20 protein-coding genes and 1 pseudogene are annotated in these 15,835 nt (G+C 65.0%); 11 read left to right on the top strand and 10 right to left on the bottom strand.

The window, feature by feature from the left end; translation table 11 throughout:
• Nucleotides 1-1,371, top strand: a 1,371-nt coding sequence (locus tag ACNFOC_RS36860; RefSeq protein WP_416963385.1) for a carboxylesterase/lipase family protein, incomplete at its 5' end; no start/stop codon positions are given.
• 414 nt (nt 1,372-1,785) lie between these two features.
• Here the strand turns inward: ACNFOC_RS36860 and ACNFOC_RS36865 are convergent.
• The 3 genes from ACNFOC_RS36865 to ACNFOC_RS36875 form a co-directional block, all read right to left on the bottom strand.
• Nucleotides 1,786-1,920: a hypothetical protein gene (locus ACNFOC_RS36865; RefSeq protein WP_416963386.1), complete on the bottom strand. Its 135-nt coding sequence runs from the start codon at nt 1,918-1,920 to the stop codon at nt 1,786-1,788.
• Between the two features lie 337 nt (nt 1,921-2,257).
• Nucleotides 2,258-2,572 (bottom strand): immunity 53 family protein, encoded by a 315-nt coding sequence (locus ACNFOC_RS36870; protein ID WP_416963387.1) that lies wholly within the window; start codon nt 2,570-2,572, stop codon nt 2,258-2,260.
• 251 nt (nt 2,573-2,823) lie between these two features.
• Nucleotides 2,824-3,231 (bottom strand): NUDIX hydrolase, encoded by a 408-nt coding sequence (locus ACNFOC_RS36875; protein WP_363094887.1) that lies wholly within the window; start codon nt 3,229-3,231, stop codon nt 2,824-2,826.
• 1,125 nt (nt 3,232-4,356) lie between these two features.
• Here ACNFOC_RS36875 and ACNFOC_RS36880 point away from each other — a divergent pair.
• Both ACNFOC_RS36880 and ACNFOC_RS36885 read left to right on the top strand, forming a co-directional pair.
• Nucleotides 4,357-5,346, top strand: a complete 990-nt coding sequence (locus tag ACNFOC_RS36880) for a hypothetical protein (protein WP_416963388.1) — start codon at nt 4,357-4,359, stop codon at nt 5,344-5,346.
• A 798-nt stretch (nt 5,347-6,144) separates the two neighbouring features.
• On the top strand, nt 6,145-6,498 hold the full coding sequence (locus tag ACNFOC_RS36885) for a hypothetical protein (RefSeq protein ID WP_416963389.1): 354 nt from the start codon (nt 6,145-6,147) through the stop codon (nt 6,496-6,498).
• A 739-nt stretch (nt 6,499-7,237) separates the two neighbouring features.
• Here ACNFOC_RS36885 and ACNFOC_RS36890 read toward each other — a convergent pair.
• The 7 genes from ACNFOC_RS36890 to ACNFOC_RS36920 form a co-directional block, all read right to left on the bottom strand.
• Nucleotides 7,238-7,678, bottom strand: a complete 441-nt coding sequence (locus ACNFOC_RS36890; RefSeq protein ID WP_416963390.1) for a hypothetical protein — start codon at nt 7,676-7,678, stop codon at nt 7,238-7,240.
• A 23-nt stretch (nt 7,679-7,701) separates the two neighbouring features.
• Nucleotides 7,702-8,250 carry a hypothetical protein gene (locus tag ACNFOC_RS36895; RefSeq protein ID WP_416963391.1) on the bottom strand — a complete coding sequence of 183 codons (549 nt, stop codon included), beginning with the start codon at nt 8,248-8,250 and terminating at the stop codon, nt 7,702-7,704.
• Nucleotides 8,247-9,122 carry a TIGR04255 family protein gene (locus ACNFOC_RS36900; protein ID WP_416963392.1) on the bottom strand — a complete coding sequence of 292 codons (876 nt, stop codon included), beginning with the start codon at nt 9,120-9,122 and terminating at the stop codon, nt 8,247-8,249. Before ACNFOC_RS36900 ends, ACNFOC_RS36895 begins: the two co-directional genes overlap by 4 nt.
• A 439-nt stretch (nt 9,123-9,561) precedes the next feature.
• The gene (locus ACNFOC_RS36905; RefSeq protein WP_363094892.1) at nt 9,562-10,095 is read right to left on the bottom strand and encodes a hypothetical protein; all 534 of its coding nucleotides are present in this window, start codon (nt 10,093-10,095) and stop codon (nt 9,562-9,564) included.
• A 35-nt stretch (nt 10,096-10,130) separates the two neighbouring features.
• A complete protein-coding gene (locus ACNFOC_RS36910; RefSeq protein WP_416963393.1) occupies nt 10,131-10,568 on the bottom strand; it encodes a hypothetical protein in 438 nt (145 codons plus the stop codon).
• Nucleotides 10,562-10,990 carry an ATP-binding protein gene (locus ACNFOC_RS36915; protein ID WP_317771125.1) on the bottom strand — a complete coding sequence of 143 codons (429 nt, stop codon included), beginning with the start codon at nt 10,988-10,990 and terminating at the stop codon, nt 10,562-10,564. The genes ACNFOC_RS36910 and ACNFOC_RS36915 overlap by 7 nt, the downstream gene beginning before the upstream one ends.
• A gap of 46 nt (nt 10,991-11,036) precedes the next feature.
• Nucleotides 11,037-11,444: an NUDIX hydrolase gene (locus ACNFOC_RS36920; RefSeq protein WP_416963399.1), complete on the bottom strand. Its 408-nt coding sequence runs from the start codon at nt 11,442-11,444 to the stop codon at nt 11,037-11,039.
• 110 nt (nt 11,445-11,554) lie between these two features.
• Between ACNFOC_RS36920 and ACNFOC_RS36925 the strand changes: the two genes are divergently transcribed.
• The 8 genes and pseudogenes from ACNFOC_RS36925 to ACNFOC_RS36960 form a co-directional block, all read left to right on the top strand.
• On the top strand, nt 11,555-12,343 hold the full coding sequence (locus ACNFOC_RS36925; RefSeq protein ID WP_200689245.1) for a GntR family transcriptional regulator: 789 nt from the start codon (nt 11,555-11,557) through the stop codon (nt 12,341-12,343).
• A 168-nt stretch (nt 12,344-12,511) separates the two neighbouring features.
• Nucleotides 12,512-12,868, top strand: a complete 357-nt coding sequence (locus ACNFOC_RS36930; RefSeq protein ID WP_416963394.1) for an SCO3933 family regulatory protein — start codon at nt 12,512-12,514, stop codon at nt 12,866-12,868.
• Nucleotides 12,868-14,250 (top strand): FtsK/SpoIIIE domain-containing protein, encoded by a 1,383-nt coding sequence (locus ACNFOC_RS36935; RefSeq protein ID WP_416963395.1) that lies wholly within the window; start codon nt 12,868-12,870, stop codon nt 14,248-14,250. The genes ACNFOC_RS36930 and ACNFOC_RS36935 overlap by 1 nt, the downstream gene beginning before the upstream one ends.
• Before the next feature lie 82 nt (nt 14,251-14,332).
• A complete protein-coding gene (locus tag ACNFOC_RS36940) occupies nt 14,333-14,974 on the top strand; it encodes a DUF2637 domain-containing protein (protein WP_416963396.1) in 642 nt (213 codons plus the stop codon).
• A gap of 3 nt (nt 14,975-14,977) precedes the next feature.
• Nucleotides 14,978-15,160: a hypothetical protein gene (locus ACNFOC_RS36945; RefSeq protein WP_416963397.1), complete on the top strand. Its 183-nt coding sequence runs from the start codon at nt 14,978-14,980 to the stop codon at nt 15,158-15,160.
• 2 nt (nt 15,161-15,162) lie between these two features.
• A complete protein-coding gene (locus ACNFOC_RS36950; protein ID WP_416963398.1) occupies nt 15,163-15,354 on the top strand; it encodes a mobile element transfer protein in 192 nt (63 codons plus the stop codon).
• A 16-nt stretch (nt 15,355-15,370) separates the two neighbouring features.
• A complete protein-coding gene (locus ACNFOC_RS36955) occupies nt 15,371-15,565 on the top strand; it encodes a hypothetical protein (RefSeq protein WP_266770641.1) in 195 nt (64 codons plus the stop codon).
• A gap of 25 nt (nt 15,566-15,590) precedes the next feature.
• Nucleotides 15,591-15,734: pseudogene (locus tag ACNFOC_RS36960) on the top strand (SpdD protein); the annotation flags it as partial.
• Between the last annotated feature and the right edge of the window lie 101 nt (nt 15,735-15,835).

The raw sequence follows: 15,835 nt of genomic DNA on the forward strand, positions 1-15,835 counted from the left end.
CCCCAACTCCCCACCCCTTGGGAGGGCGTACGCGAGGCATCGGCATACCCTGCCGGCCCCGCACAACGCGGCGCGGACGGCCCCGGCGGCTGGGAGACGTCCGAGGACTGCCTGTACCTGAACGTATGGACGCCCGAACTCGGCGGCAGGCGACCGGTGTTGGTCTGGATCTACGGCGGTGGCTTCGAACTGGGCACGGCTTCCCCGCCGACGACGGACGGCGCCGCGCTCTCCCGCCTGACCGGCGCGGTGGTGGTGGCCCCCAACTACCGTGTAGGCGCGCTGGGTTGGCTGCACCCGGCAGGCCCCGACGCGAACGAGTGGCGGGAGAGCGCCAACCTGGGCCTCCAGGACCAGACCGCCGCACTGCACTGGATCCACGACAACATCGCCGCGTTCGGCGGCGACCCGGCCAACATCACCGTCGCCGGCCACTCGGCGGGCGCCTTCTCGATCGGCGCCCTGCTGACCCACCCGGCCGCCCGGGGCACCTTCCACAAGGCGATCCTCCACAGCGGCAGCATCGGCCGCCTCTACCCACCCGACATCTCCGCCTCCATCACGGAAGACCTGATGACACAGGTCGGCGCCAAGACGATGACCGAACTCCAGGCCGCCCCACTGTCCCGCATCATCGAGGCCCAACACACGGTGATCGACCAGGACTTCGGCGCCCGCAACCTCCCCGGCGGCCGAGCCTGGGGCCTCGTACACGACGGAACGGTCATCACCGAGGACCCCGCGCAGACCATCGCCGCGGGCGCGGCGACCCACATCCCCCTCCTGATCGGCGCCAACCGGGACGAGTTCCGCACCTTCCAGTACCTCTACGCCAGCGAGCACTACCACCACCCGGCGGACGAACCGGCGCTCCTGGCCGAGATGGAACTGGCGGGCGTACAACACCCGCGCGCCCTGCTGGAGGCGTACCGCAGCCACCAACCGCCGGACCGGTCCAGCGCCGAATCCAGCGAACTGTCCGACCTACGAAGCCAGTTCCTCTCCGACGCCGTCTACCGCCGCCGCGCAACCCACCTGGCCGAACTCCAGACGAAGGCAGGCGGCCCGGCCCACACCTACCTCTTCTCCGCCGAACCCCTGGGCCCCCACTACGGCGCCTTCCACGGCTGCGAACGCTTCTACGCTTTCGACCAACTCGCCCTCCTGGACATCGACACCCCGGAACACCGCACAGCCCGCGACACGCTCATCGGCGCGTGGAGGGGGTTCCTCGCGGATGGCGATCCAGGCTGGCCCGCTTACGACCCGGACGATCCCAAGGGCACCCGAACTCGGCAGATCGGCGGGGGGACGCCCTTCGTGGATGAGCCGCCGGTGGATGTGTCGCCTTGGTGGAATTCGGCGCGGTGACGAGCGGGACGGCTGGCACGCCCGCGAACGGCGGTGAGCGAACGAGACAGAAACCGAGCCGGTCGGCCAAGGACGGCTCTCTTCCGCCACCGACCTCGGCGACGCGATTGCTCAAGAGCCATCGGGGGCGCCATACAGTTCCTCGATCTGCTGCTCGGCGCGAGGGCACGCGGCCATCCTTCCGATGGGCGTCTCGTAGCTGCTGGTCGGTCGTTCCGAACAGTCCACCCGGCCATGCCACGAACAGCCGCCCTCCCTTCCCACTGTGCCCGCGCGATGGAACTCCGCGTCGTAGGGGTGCTTCACGATGGCCACGAGAGCTCCAGAAGGGCGTGAGGTCGACGGATCAGGATCAGTGGCACGAGAGTCGGCGGCTGAGAACACGATGCCCTGATCCCCAGAAGCTCGCCCTCGTCAGCCCTGCAAGTGGTCGGCCCATACGGCCTCTATCTGCTTCCCCTGCTCGACGCTGATGACACCGGCTTCCAGCGCCACGGCCACGAGATCGGCGCCCGCCGCCAACTTGAGGGCGGTGAAGGCATCGTTCATGCGGTCGGTGTTTCGGGGCGTTCCGACTTCCAACCGAGACGAAAACCGAGTCGGGCAACGACGAAGGGCCCCGCTGCGAACAGCGGGGCCCTTCGACATCGTGCCCGGTGAGGCACTGGCGGAGGATACGAGATTCGAACTCGTGAGGGGTTGCCCCCAACACGCTTTCCAACTGTGGTGGTTGGACGGAGGGGTGTGTGCGGGGGCGTTCACCTGGGTTCATGGGCGGTCGGTCGTCGGTGCCGGGAGGGTTGTGGGTCTCGCCTGAACGGTCGTGAACGGGGGTGAATGAGACGGAAATTGAGACGGGCCGCCCCTGCCCGCGCTGGTCGGGCGGCTAGAGCTCCTGGCTGACTGACGTGGCCCATTCGCGGAAGAGGCGGAGTGCTTCGCTGAGGTTGAGGGGGCCACAGGATGCGTGAAAGACGTCGTCCGACACCTTCGCCATCACCCAGTCGGAGTGGCTGCGTTGGATGTCCGCTCTCACATAGGGCCGGCCGGAGAGCGTCGTCTCCTCAAGGTCGATGTGCACTGTCCAGCCCGGGTTGTCGAGCGTCGCGATGCGAACGCCCCATTCGTGCTCCCAATCGCCGTCACACTGGGCTTGATACCACTGCTCCAGCCAACCGAGTTCTCCGCCGGTGTCTGCCATGACGGCTGATCGTACGAGGTCGTGATCTGGCCGTACGGTGCAGTCGTTGCCAACCTTCAGCTTGGGAAGCTGTAGGCATTTGGGGCTACTTGGAGCGTTGACCTGTGTGAACGGGTGTGTGTCGGCCTCTTCGGTCCGGTGCTCTTTCCCTGTGATTCCCCGCTGTTCCCAGCCCGATCTGGTGCGGTTGCTGCGCGGCCGTGACGTAGAAGAAGGCCGCAGCAGCGACGGTAGAGTCCGCGGTCACGGGATCAGGGAAGCCGTCCGGCCTCGTGCAGCGCGTCGAAGGCCATCTCGTCGACGGCGGAGACGCGGTTCCGGTCGGCGTAGCGGAACCACGCCTTCTCGGCGATCTCGCTCGACGGGGTCAGCTCACCGTGGTGGTCGGCGGTGTAGCAGATCATCCGGAAGGGGTCGTGATCCGGATGGCCCTCGCCGATCTCGAACGTGCCGAAGTGCACCATGGAACCGGGGTCGATCGCCGCCCGCAGTTCCTCGTCGATCTCCCGCACCAGGGTCTCGCTGTCGGACTCGCCCGGCTCACGATGACCGCCCGGAAGGTAGAAGCGATCTCTGCCGTGACTGCGCGTCACCAACACCCGGTCGTCCAGGACCAGGATCCACGCCACCTTCTCCGGCACGCTCTTGCCATCCGCCATGGCTCGGGACCGTATCGGAAGGCATGGTCTGCGTCAGCGCCGTCCGCACACTGAGCTTGGGAAGCTCGGGTTTTCTGGAGGCGGTAGCTGCTCTGAGCTGCGGTGTACCTGGGACGCCGCACGGGCGGTCGCAGACTTGTTCCCTGCTGTTCCCCGTGGCTCCCCGCACGATCTGGCACGCGTCTGGCACGGACTAGGCATCGTTACCCTTCTCGGCTGCGATTTTCTACCTACTTGCCTATCAGCAAGACCAAGGTGGTGACGACGGCCAGACCTACGAAGATCACTGCTGCCCGAAGCTCGATCAGGGCCAACGTGATCGTGATTCCCAACGCGAATACCCCACCGAGCGCGGCTCTGGGCCGGGCTCGATGGGTTCGGTGCGTCTCGTGCCAGGGGCGTTCCTCGTGATACGCCATCGGAGCCTCCTCACAGCTATCCCCACCACCAGGTTGCTCCGCGACGATGCCTCGCGCACTTCCGCCTTCCGCCCGTAGGGCTTGACCTCTTGTATCCGGGCCTCGGCTGCTGTCGATGTGGTGCGGCTTGAACCCACGACCTCTTCGTCCCGAAGCAACTTGGGCGGGGGCGCTGCCTTGGGCTGGGGTGCTTCCTACATGTGCTGATGGTCCGCCGACGTTCGCACTCGTCCGCCGGTGTTCGTCGGCGTTGTCACGCAGTTAGACACTCACCGCTCAACGGCCAATCACGTACAAGGCCGTTGTCAGCGCCAACCTTTAGGGTCTCAAGCGCGCGGTCGGCTTCCGGGGGTTCCAGCTCTGAAGGGAATGGTTGCATCCCCGGCCTGTCTGGGGGGCGGACCGGAGGATTGTCCGGGACCTAACCGACGGTCGGGCTTCGTCGATGGCCAGCAGATGACCTGCCAGAGTCGACCGCGCACCATCCCGATGCCGCAGCAAACCCCCGGATCAGGCGGAGCCTGTACACCACTTCCCTGGACACAACCATTTCAAGCGGGCCGGGGCACGATGCTCACCGCGCGGTAGTCGTGCCTGTCTTGTTTGAAGGCTGGGGCTGCCCAAGTGAGATCCAGGTGCAGTCCGGGCGACAGTGCGCGGAAGCTGCTTAGATCTTGCCCATCTCCAACTCTCAGAGCGTTCCTGCGTGTATCTCAAGATCTTCCGCAGTCAAGGACTACCGATGTTGCTGGAAGGGTATAGAGGGCTGCAATCGCCTGAGTGCCTGGCTTGCGGGGAGACGGGGGACGGTATGGCTGGAGCTGCTGCACGAGTTCGAGGAATCTTTCAATATCTTCGAAATAGCGTTGAACCAGTCGCCGTGCGTTGTGTGCTGTTAGGTATTTCCCTTCTCGGCTTGATAGCTCAATTCGTCAAGCCTGTCGGTGACGCATTGGCGGAAAATACCTTCGTGGCCGCAGGGCTTCTTAGTCTAGTTGCGTATATTCTGTATGATGCAATTAAAGCGCTGGCTGATGGGGTGCCTGATGGGCGTGAGTCATCTCGATTCGCGAATCCAACTTCGCGTGCAGAATTAATCGGCGAAGCCATGGCTGGTCGCGCTGTTGATGTTCGCTTCATGGGATACACGGGAGAGTCAATCTTTGACGAAATGCGTGGTGTCCTGATGCAGCTACATAGCTCCCCGAGGCGTGTTCGTGTGGTTACGTTCAGAGTAATAACGCCGGATCTGTCCGGTCCGATGCGAGTACCTTCCAGATTGAATAGAGATGGCACAACGTCTGACGATCCGGAATTTCGCGAATATGTCACGAACAAGACCAAGGAGTATGCAGGCCTCTTATCTTCATTTGCTCGGCTCCTGCGAGAGGATACGGCAATAGAGGTATCTGTTGAATTTCGCGTCCATCCCGGAGCGCCTATCTTCAAAATATGCCTAATTGGCGACAATGCCGTCTTCTTCGGGTTTTACGATGTGACTCGCGAAGTGGGATTCCCTTACGGTCGGCCTGATCGAATTTTGCGTGATCCGATCATTTCCGGCAGGCAAGGGTGGGATGTCAGGGATGGTACAGCGCAAGCGCAGTATATGGTTCGGGAATGTTCGGAATTCTTCGAAGGGCTGTGGGCGATATCCGCTGAGGCTCCTTGGGATAGCGCCTCGCACACCCGCTAAATCCTGCTTGGCGTCGGTCAGACGTAGGCGGCGGAGTTGCCGTGGATCTACTGGCGCGGAGTGGGGCCGGACCGCTGGGGCCCAAAGACAAGCTGCTAACGCTTTGCCACTCCGAGACGGCGCCTCAGGCCGACACGCTTTCCAACTGTGGTGGTGGGGTGCTGGGGTGGATGCGGGGGCGTTCACCTGGGTTCGTGGGCGGCTGGCCGCCCACGAACGGACGGCTTCAGGTCTCCCCTGAACGCCCGTGAGTGGGCCTGAATGAGACGGGAAATGAGACGGCCGTGCGCGATCCTTACCACCTCGTTGGAGTGGTGGGCCCGAGGGGGCGCGTAGGCCTTGCTGGCCAAATAGGCATGCTTGTCCGGCTTCTTGGCATGTCCTCACACTTCCGGCATGGTGTATCGGTGCCGTGCGCAGACCGACGACGGGACGTTGTGCAAGAACCGAGTGACTGGGCCAGACCTGCGGTGTCACCGCCATCGCGGTCGGCCGGCTGGACGCGTTCCCACGCCCCGTAAGCAACCTGCGAAGCGGGCCCAACCCTCGCGCCGATCACCGCGGCAGTCGACCACACCCAGGGCCGCCGCTCGGCCTCAACAACGTCCCCAGCCTCGCACGACACCAGCCACCCGAGATCAGCAGAGGGCGGAGCAAGCCGCACGACTGTGCCTTGACGTCATCGAAAATGGCAGCACCGCAGTCATCGCCGAGCGGGCGTCCGACTACGTCTCGGACGAGACGTGGAAAACACTTGTCAAGCGCCATCGCCGTACAGGCTGTGATGATCTCGCCGAGTTGGCGCGCGGCATCCTCAAGGGCAAAGACAGGTTGCACGAAGTCGTTGGCCGCGCAGCCGGCGGCCTCTTCGGTCTGTTGGGGCGCCCCCGGATCGAGCGGGTCTTTGCCCAAGAGCTGGCCCGGAGGATTCCGCTGCCTATCGACGCGAAACTCACGGCAGCGGCGCGGGGCTTACAGATCGCAGGCATCTACATCTGCATCGTTGGCAACAGGGATCTGGCCGGCTGCGCCTGCCTGCGAGATGTGCTCAAGGTCGAAGGCAAGGAACGCCTACAGCGACTGGTGCAGGGCGCGATGGAGGACTGGCGGTTGCTTCCGCGCCGCATGCGCGATGGCGCAGCCGAGGTATGAGAGATCCTGCGGGGTCAACTCCTGGAGCTGACTCTTAGCTTGGGAAGCTGCGGGTATTTGCGGCTACTTGGAGCGTTGACCTGCGTGAACGGCCGTGTGACGGCCTCTTCAGTCCGGTGCTCCTTCCCCGTGATTCCCCGCTGTTCCCCGCCCGATCTGGTGCGCTTGTGGTGCGGCCGTAACGTAGAGGAAGACCGCAGCAGCGGCCGTAGTCGCCGTGGTCATGGGATCAGGAGAGCCGCCCGGCCTCGTGATGCGCGTCGAAGGCCATCTTGTCGACGGCCGAGACTCGGTCGCGCTGGCCGCAGGTGGGCGACAGATGACATCCGCTCAGAGCTGAATATCGGTTCGTCTGTGCTTCAGCCGACGACAGCCAGCCACGACGGCGGGCGCGCCGACAGATCGGGCACGCGTATGCCTCGCCGCGCCCCCACCAACCTCAGCCACGTTGCCGGTGCCGTCGATCAGAGCAAGTCGAGACGGCCGCCTCGTAACGACGGTGCCTGAGCCCTCGGCTTGGGAAACTAGGTGCTCTGGAGGTTGATTCCTGCTCTGACCTGCGGCGGACCGGTTTCGGTGTCTGGCTTGACCGTTCCCCGATGAACTGCCGTTCCCTATGGTTCCCCGCTGGATCAGGCACGTGCCTGATCCAGCTTCGTGTCCGGCAGTAGGAGTTGATACGAATAGCTCCGCCACGCTTCCGTTTCCGGAAAAATGACACCCGCAGGCATAAACGCTTTCACGATGGCCGTTCTGCTGGATGATAGACGCAGGAGGCTGCACGGGATAGCGCTTGCGCCTTCTTGTCTATCTGCTTCCGCCCCAGCATCTCCCAACCCACAATGAGTGCATGACCGGCATTTCGCGGGTGTTCCGGGCTTGGGATATCCTGAGGCCACGCATCCGGAACGACATCGAGTTCTTGATCGCGAATGCTCTTGGTTTCTAACTCCCAGACAGAATTCTGAGGGTCGTCGGATATTCCAGTCGGCCCTACGCCGCACTCGTCGAGGATCCTCCTGATATATACAGAAGTTCCGTCATCATGCGGCTTGAAAGCCGCACTAGATGGTCCGAGCACCTCGTTGGTCACACTGTCGTAACGCATCATTCTGGGATTCTCGGTACTCACCCAGCGCCAGAGCAGATCGCCATCAGGGATCTCTTGCTCGCCGTCCATCCCCACCCCCGATAAATCGCTGCTCACCTAGAGGCAAAGTTTCTTGCTTGAGCAGAAAAAGCAGACAGGATTTTGCGGAATTCGGCGAGCTGATCCCGTAGCAGTGGGAATGTGAACTCCGATTCGACCTCTGTGTCTCCATCCGCCAAAGCGCAGCCTGATTGGCCGTCGCCTGAGACCTCAATCTCAACGGAGCTTCCACTTACGTGCCAATCGGCTTGCAGACCGCCATCAGGCAGCGGGAAAAATTGTGGCGGCAGGCTTCCGCGATCCATCACAGCGAGAAGGACATGCAGCATTGAAATGGCTGCATCTACAGTAACCCGCTCCGCGCGAAACCCATCCCAACCCTGAGGTAGGGCGAGGAGCTTATTGATCTTATCGACCGCCGCGCGCAGGTCGGGAATTCCGGATCCTTCTTCTTGGACAGCAATGGTGACCGAGGGACCTACCTTGGGCCGTGGACTGCGACGGCTTGTGACGCTCTCCCCCGGAATGTTGGCCGGCGTCGATCTCTTGGTGGTGAGACCCGTTACCACCGGGCTCATAGCTTCGACTTCCATAACAGTCATGAGCGTTTCCCCCAGCGTTCATGAGCGGCCTCAGTCGTGATTTCCGCGAAGCTCCTCACTAGATGATCGTGCGCTTCCTTGATCGAATCAACAACGCCTTCAATTGAGGTCTCTGCTGGCTTACCCTGGGCTGTCATCGTGAGGAAGGTCCCAGGTGTTCCATTCCCTATAACTCCAGGCTCAATCGATACTCGCAGGAAGAAATCTCTCCCCGTAGAGGCCGATTCGATCGGGAAATCAAATGCTATCTGCGAATTTTCGGGCCGGCCAAGATGGTGGGTGGCGAAGTCTGGCCATGTGTGGAAAATGTCTCCCAGGTCCCACCGGCTGGTTCCGTCTGTGTGCAATGAATTGATGTAGCTCAGCTCGACGTGTAGAAATTCGAGCTTTGTTCGGAAGTGCTCTTCGACAAAGCTTGAGAGTTCGGTGGCTCGTTGGGTCAGAGTCTTCAGTATGTACCCGAAGCGAGGGTAATCTACTCCGTCACCTTGCCCACGCCAATTGACAATTAGGCGATCGGGCTGAAGCTGTACGAGATCCTTCGCGTCCTCGCTAAGGAACCAATAGCGAATTTCGCGCAGTGAGGGGAAGTCGATGCGAATAGTTGGTCCCGAACTCCCGGATGCCGCTTCGGTCGACGGAAGCGTGGCTTGCTCCTCGATCACGGGAAGGTCTGACTTCCACAGATCATACAAAGGAGCTAGCCGGATTCCGTTTAGTTCTGGGACCTTGCGAAACTTCACGCCACAGGCCACTTCCACCACTGGCGGCTGGTCGAAGTTCGGCAATCCTGCCACTGCAGCCTCCTCAGTATCCGTGCCTGTCATCACGCCCGGCTTATGAGTCATGCCCCCCGCTTCCAGCGCAGACACCTGTCCACGTGAGAACGAGAGTAGGTGCATAGTGCCTCACTGTCGACGGGGAAGTGTGACATGTGTCACCCATAGTAGTGAAGCTGTTACTTCTGTTCACCCTTGTGTCCGCCTTTGACGCGAGAGTGAATGCTCATTGCTCGGCCCCAGGTGCGACCAGCTGCGCTTTGGCCTGCGTCTCTCCAGTGCTGCTTTGAGTGACCGTCAAGCCAGGAGGAGTTCTATGGAAGTCGGTACATGATCAAGGTGGTCCGTGGAGTCGACGGCCTCAGCTGCGACGAACCCTTTCTCTGGCGTCATGTGACTGACTGCCATGAGCGCGGCACGGGCGCCGGCCGGGCTGGAGCGGGGCGGAGACAGGAGCGCAGGCCCGGCCGGGGGTCGGGCCGCGTGCGGGGAGCGGAGCGAGCCGCCTTGAACCAGTAGAGAAAGTTGTAACTCAGTCGGTCGCGTGGGGCTGTCCGATCCCGGGTGATGCTTGATGGTTCGGTCCCAGCTGATAGTTGACGGTGGCCGTGATCGGCTTGTCTGTGTCCGTCTCATTCGGAGCTGTCTGGGGCCAGTTGGCGATGCGGGTCCGGGCTGCTTCGGCGATCACGGCCCAGGGGTCGTCCGTCAGGCGGAGCACCGTACTGCGCGAGGAGTGCTGATGGGTGGCGACAGTGTTGCGGACGGCATCGTGGGGATCGTTAGCTAGCTTCTCCAGCAGTTCGGCCGGGCAGTTGCGGCGGCTCGCCACCCTGCCGCGAACGCGCCAGTCGTCGTCCTTGATCAGTTCGGCGAGGACTTCCGGCGGGCAACTGCGGTTGTGGGCGGCCCAGAACCGCATGTCCGGGTGCTCACGCACCAACTCATCCCAGGCCGGCATCGGCATAGCCGCCCACGCCGAGCGGTCCCTCTCCGCTGGATCCTCGCTCAGGCGCAGACGAATGAACTCCTCGACGGAGGTGATCTCAGGAAACCGGTCCGACATGGCAGGACCGTAACGCACCAGGTCTAGGGCAAGCGTCACGCCTCACCTGACGTCGAACCGTCAAGCATCGACTGAGACTCGATATCGGTCGCGTGGGTCCCGTGAGGCTTGAAGTCGTGCGAGCACGCTGGGAGTTCGGCACCTTGACGGTGTGCCATCGGCAGGAAGAGTGCGGGCCGGACTGTCCATGTGATCCGTGTGTTGATGTGGGTGACGGACACCGCCCACGGTTCCCTGCGCAAGAGGGCTCGTCTCGTGTCGATGCGGTGGTCGTAGAGCCGCTCCCACGCTTCTTGAGAAGCGTCTGTGTCGAGGGCCGGTGAGATGGTGCGGAGGATCGTCGATACCCAACTGTCCGCCTCGCGCTCCGAGTACGCGTCGCAGGAGCCGAACAGGGTCGGCGGCAACTGCTCGTCCACTCCTTCCGTCCAGCACTCGCACCAGAACCCGCTCCTGGTCGTGATCCTCAGCACGGGTGCCCTCCTCGTCGTACGTCCGTGAAGAGTTCCGCGGTGACGGTGTGACCGCCGTCGCTGTCGTGGACCACGACCCGGTGCGCGATCGCGCTGACCATCCCCAGCCCCCGGCCGTGTTCCGCCTCCTGGTCCTGGTGCTCGGCCTTCGGAGCCGTACCGGCGCCCCCGCCATCCGTCACCGACAGAGCGACCACCTGCGACGACACCGCAAGCGCCAGATGGAAACTGCCGGCCTCCCGCCCACTCGCCGTGTGCAGGATCGCGTTCGCGCTCAACTCGCTCACGATCAGTTCCGCGTCCTCGGCCAACGGCGACCCGCGCAGGATGTCCCGCGTCCAGCGCCGCGCCCTGCTGACCTCTTCCGGGAATCCTGGGCAAGTGAGTCCCCAGACCCGCGCAGTGCTCGTATACTCGTGCATACAAGTTCCTTCGTGCTGGTAGGCCGCCATGTGCAGCGGGTTCGGGCTAGACGAGTTTCACGCCGTCGTGGGCGCGGATAGCCGGCGGAGACGCCGCGTCGAGTGCGTCCAGGACGCGGATCGCGTACGCCTCGTCGGCGAGTTCGGATACTTCTTCGCGGGTGGCCCAGCGCAGTGCGCGGGTCTCGTCCCCGGTGGTGGGTGTGCCGTCGGCGGCCTGGCAGCGGAAGACCAGGGAGACGATCAGCCCGGTCATGTTCTTGTAGACACCGGTGAGGGTCGCGGGAAGTGCGATCTTGATGCCGGTCTCTTCGAGGACTTCACGCTGAAGGGCCTCGGTGAGGGTTTCGTCTCGTTCAACGACGCCACCCGGAGGTTCCCACTTGCCGTTGTCCCGGCGCTTGATCAGGAGGGCGCGGCCGTGGTCGTCGACGATGACTCCGGCGACGCTCACGGAGTGCGGACGGTCAGTGCTCACGTTCCTCGGCCCTCCCGGCTGGCTAGGCTCTCCACCGTAGCAACAACACTCGCCCACTCGTCTAGATACCTAAAGGAGTACTCAACGTGAGCCCTCTCCGTTCCGGCCTGCTCGGCGATCTCGACCCCACGAGTGATCGTGCGGTCTTCCGGCAGATCGCCGACCAACTGCGCGAGGCCATCGACCGTGGGCGGTTCAAGGAGGGCGAAAAGCTGCCCTCTGAAGCTGACCTGGTCGAGCACTACGGGGTTTCCCGGATGACCGTCCGTAACTCCTTCTCCGTCCTCCAGGGCGAAGGCCTGGTGCACGCCGAGCACGGCAAGGGCGTCTTCGTCCGGCCCCGCCCGCCCGTGCGGCGTCTCGCCTCCGACCGCTTCGCCCGCCGCCACCGCGAGCAGGGCAAGTCCGCGTTCATCGTCGAAGCCGACGCCGCCGGCAGTCACCCCCAGGTCGACAGCCTGGAGGTCAAGGAGGAGAAGGCCAGCCAGGACATCTCCACCCGGCTCGGTTCCGTACGGCGCGTGCTCGCCCGCCGGCGCCGGTATCTGCTGGACGGAAAGCCGGTCGAGTTCGCCACCTCCTACCTCCCCCTCGACATCGCCCGCGGCACGCAGATCGCCGAACCCAACCCGGGCCCCGGCGGCATCTACGCCCGCCTCGAAGAACTCGGCCACCACCTCGACCACTTCGAGGAAGAGATCCGCGCCCGGATGCCCTCGCCCACCGAGGTCAAGACGCTCCGGCTGGCCTCCGGCGTGCCCGTGATTCACCTCATCCGCACCGCGTACGACACCGAAGGGCGGGCTGTTGAGGTCTGCGACACGGTCATGGCGGCGGACGCCTACGTGCTGTCGTACCAGCTCCCGGCAACCTGATCGCATGACTGGCGGTGGTGCGCGGGGGACGCTTCCCGAACTCGTACACCCCAACATGCATACTCGTATAGACGAGTGGGCAAGTTGTGTGGCAGGGTGGTCCGCACGAACCCGGAGATCGGATTCTCGGATCGCAACATGTATAGACGAGTAGATAGGGAAACTTCCTTGCGTACCATCCGTGTTGAAACCACCGCCGCGACGATCCTGCTGACCGAGGCCCCTGAGCCAAAGGTCCGCGACCGTCAGACCGGCGAGATCGCCAAGGACGCCGTCAGCGGTGAGGCGCTGATGACGCTCGGCGTCGTCTACATCGAGGAGGGCGAGTCGTCCCTCATCAAGGTCACCGTCCCCGAGGGCGGTGTCTCCGAGGGCCTCGCGCTCGGCGCCCCGGTCTCGCTCCCGGGGCTCGTCGCCCGTCCCTGGGAGAGCGTGTTCAACGGGCAGCAGCGTCACGGCATCGCCTTCCGGGCCGCCGCCATCACCCCGGCCGCGTTCCCGGCCGTCGCCGAGGCTGTCGCCTGATGACCGACCTGACGACGCTCCTGGAGGTAGGTGGTCCCCTCGCCGCACTCGGTGGCGGGGCCGCCTACACCCGGGCCAAGCACCCGGCCGCGTACTGGTCCACGATCGGCCTGCCTGTATCCACGACCCGCCTGCTCAGCTCGTACGGCTCGGTCATGGAGGCCTGCGGTCTGACCGTCGCCCCGTCCCGGCTGCGCGTCCTCGCCGTCAAAGCAACCACCCGCCGTGAGGTCCGGCCCGTACCGCCCCGCCGGGGCATCATCCGACCCACCTCGACCGGGCTGCGGATACGTCTGCGGCTCGCCCCAGGCCAGGAACCCGCCGACGTCGCCGCCTCCGCCGAACGGCTGCGCCACGCCTGGGGAGTTCACGCTGTCTACGTCACCACCGTCAAGCCCGGTGTCGTCGAACTCCGTCTCGTTGGCTACGACGTGCTGCGCCGGGTCCGCATGCCCCGCACCCGCAAGCTCCCGTCCGGCCTCCTCAAAGTGCCGGTCGCCCTGCGGGAGGACGCCACTCCGTTCGTACGGGACTACCGCACCGTCCCGCACCAACTCACCCTCGGCGCAACCCTGTCGGGCAAGTCCATGTACCTGCGCCACCTGGTCGCCGGACTCGCCCGTCAGCCGGTCGCCCTGGTCGGCATCGACTGCAAGCGAGGCGTGGAACTGTCCCCGTTCGCCGCCCGTCTCTCGGCCCTGGCCACCGACCCGGACCAGGCCGCAGACCTGCTGCCCGCGCTCATCGACGAAATGGAGGACCGCTACGACCTGATCAAGGCCCGGCAGGGCATCGCCCCCAACACCCCTGAGGAGGAGATCACTTCAGACATCTGGGGTCTGCCCGAGAGTGAACGCCCGGTCCCGATCGTGCTGTTCGTGGACGAGGTGGCCGAACTCTTCCTCGTCGCCACCCGCAAGGACGAGGAACGGCGCGACGAGATGGTTACCCAGCTCATCCGGCTCGCCCAACTCGGCCGTGCGGCCGGCATCTATCTCGAAGTCTGCGGACAGCGCTTCGGCGCCGAACTCGGCAAGGGCGCCACCATGCTCCGCGCCCAGCTCACCGGCCGCGTCTGCCACCGCGTCAACGACGAAGCCTCCGCCAAGATGGCACTCGGCGACATCGCTCCCGAAGCTGTCGGCGCGGCCTGCGCCATCGCTCCCGAACGCCCCGGCTTGGCCGTCGCGGGCGACACCTCCGGCGGCTGGTCCCGCATCCGCACCTCCTACCTCTCACTCGGCGACGCCGCAGAGATCTGCCGCGACTCCGCGCACTTGGTGCCCGACCTGCCCACACTCAAGCGCTTCCAGCCGTACGCACCCGCGCAACCGGTCAAGGCCCCGGGCCCCAACGTCCAGCCGCGCCCGGCCACCAACTGACCTTCCCCTGCCTCGGTTTGGCATGACCGCCTCGCGCCACGTCCCTACCTCTCCCATGCCCGAACCCGGAAGGAGCCGCATCATGCGCGCCCAGCTGGCCCGCGTCGACGCGGTACTCGTCCAAGCCCTCATCGCCGCCGCTCTCTCCTTCGCCCACCTGCACGACATCGCTTCAGCGGCCGGACAAGACGGGTGGAAAGCGTGGGCCTACCCGATCAGCGTCGACCTGCTGCTCGTCGCCGCCTGGCGCCGACTGCGGACCGGAGACGCAAAGGCCTCCGGCTGGTGCTGGTTCGTCATCGCACTCACCGCGTCCCTGGGCGCGAACGTCGCCACCGCCGGCCTGCTCGACCTCGGCGACGTCCCCGCCTGGCTGCGGATCCTCGTCGCGGGATGGCCCGCCGTCGCCTTCCTCGGCGGAACTCTCCTCGCCCACACCACAACACCCGCAGCAACCAACGACGTTGAGGCCGCAGACGTCCAGGAGGACGCGCCCGAACCCTCGCCCGAGATGCCTGCGCAACCGGCCGCCATCGAGGCACCACCCAACCGCCCTGCCGTGGCGGTCCCTGCCGCCCTGATCGAGCACGCCCGCAAGGTCGCCGCCGAGCACCGCACCCGAACCGGCACCCCCATCGACACCCCTACCCTCCGCGCCCGACTCGGCGTCCCCGCGCCCATGGCCGAAGCCATCGCCGCCCACCTCACACCGACAGGAAGTTGACCCGTGCCCCTCACCTTCAACACCGCCGCCGACTACCTCGACGCGGCCCGAGAGATGGCCCGCAGCAGCCGGTGGGCACTTGCCCGGCTCCTCGCCGAGGAAGCCGCCGACCGGACCTCGGACCCTGCCCAAGCTGCCCGCACCCTCGCCGAATTCCCCGCACCGAACCGCCGAGAGGAGGACTGAAGATGCCCGCCAACCGCCGCTTCCGCAACGTCATCCGCATCGGCCCCGTCCAGGTCGCCACGTCCTACGACGACCGGGGCCGCGAGAAGCACACCGCCGCCTGCACCGCCCCGCGCTGCAACACGTCCGCCGACTACGACAGCCGCGCCGCCGCCGAGCTGGCCGCGCACACCCACCGCTGCCCCGTCCGCTGAAAGGGAGTCCCACCCCGTGACCGTCAGCCTGCCGCTCGTCGTCGTCCTCGGCTTCTTCGCCTGGGGAGCGGTCAAGTTCCTCGGCGTCCGCACCTGGATCGTCGTCCTGATCGCCCTGTTCGGCTTCTGGCTCTCGCACACCTTCCTCGCCCCCGCCATCGAGTCCGGCACGCGCTCCGGCGTGGGTGTCGTAAACGGCTCACATAACTAGACGAGTAGATGAGAAAGGGTTCGCCGTGTTCCTGCCCAAGTACCCCGACAACCCGACCCCGCCGCCTGCACACACCCACACCCCGGCCGACCCGCTGCCCGTACGGCGCTCGCTCCCGCCGGTCTCCATCGACCGCAACACGGTCGTCGCCCTGGTCGTCGGCGGAGTGCCGAGCCAAAACCGTCCGGTGCCGATGCGAAGCCATCCGGTGCCGAGCCGAAACCACCCTGTGCCGACGAGAAGCCATCCGGGGGGCAGAGGTCCACCCAG

The organism is Streptomyces colwelliae (genome assembly GCF_048158785.1).
Taxonomy (GTDB): Bacteria; Actinomycetota; Actinomycetes; order Streptomycetales; family Streptomycetaceae; genus Streptomyces.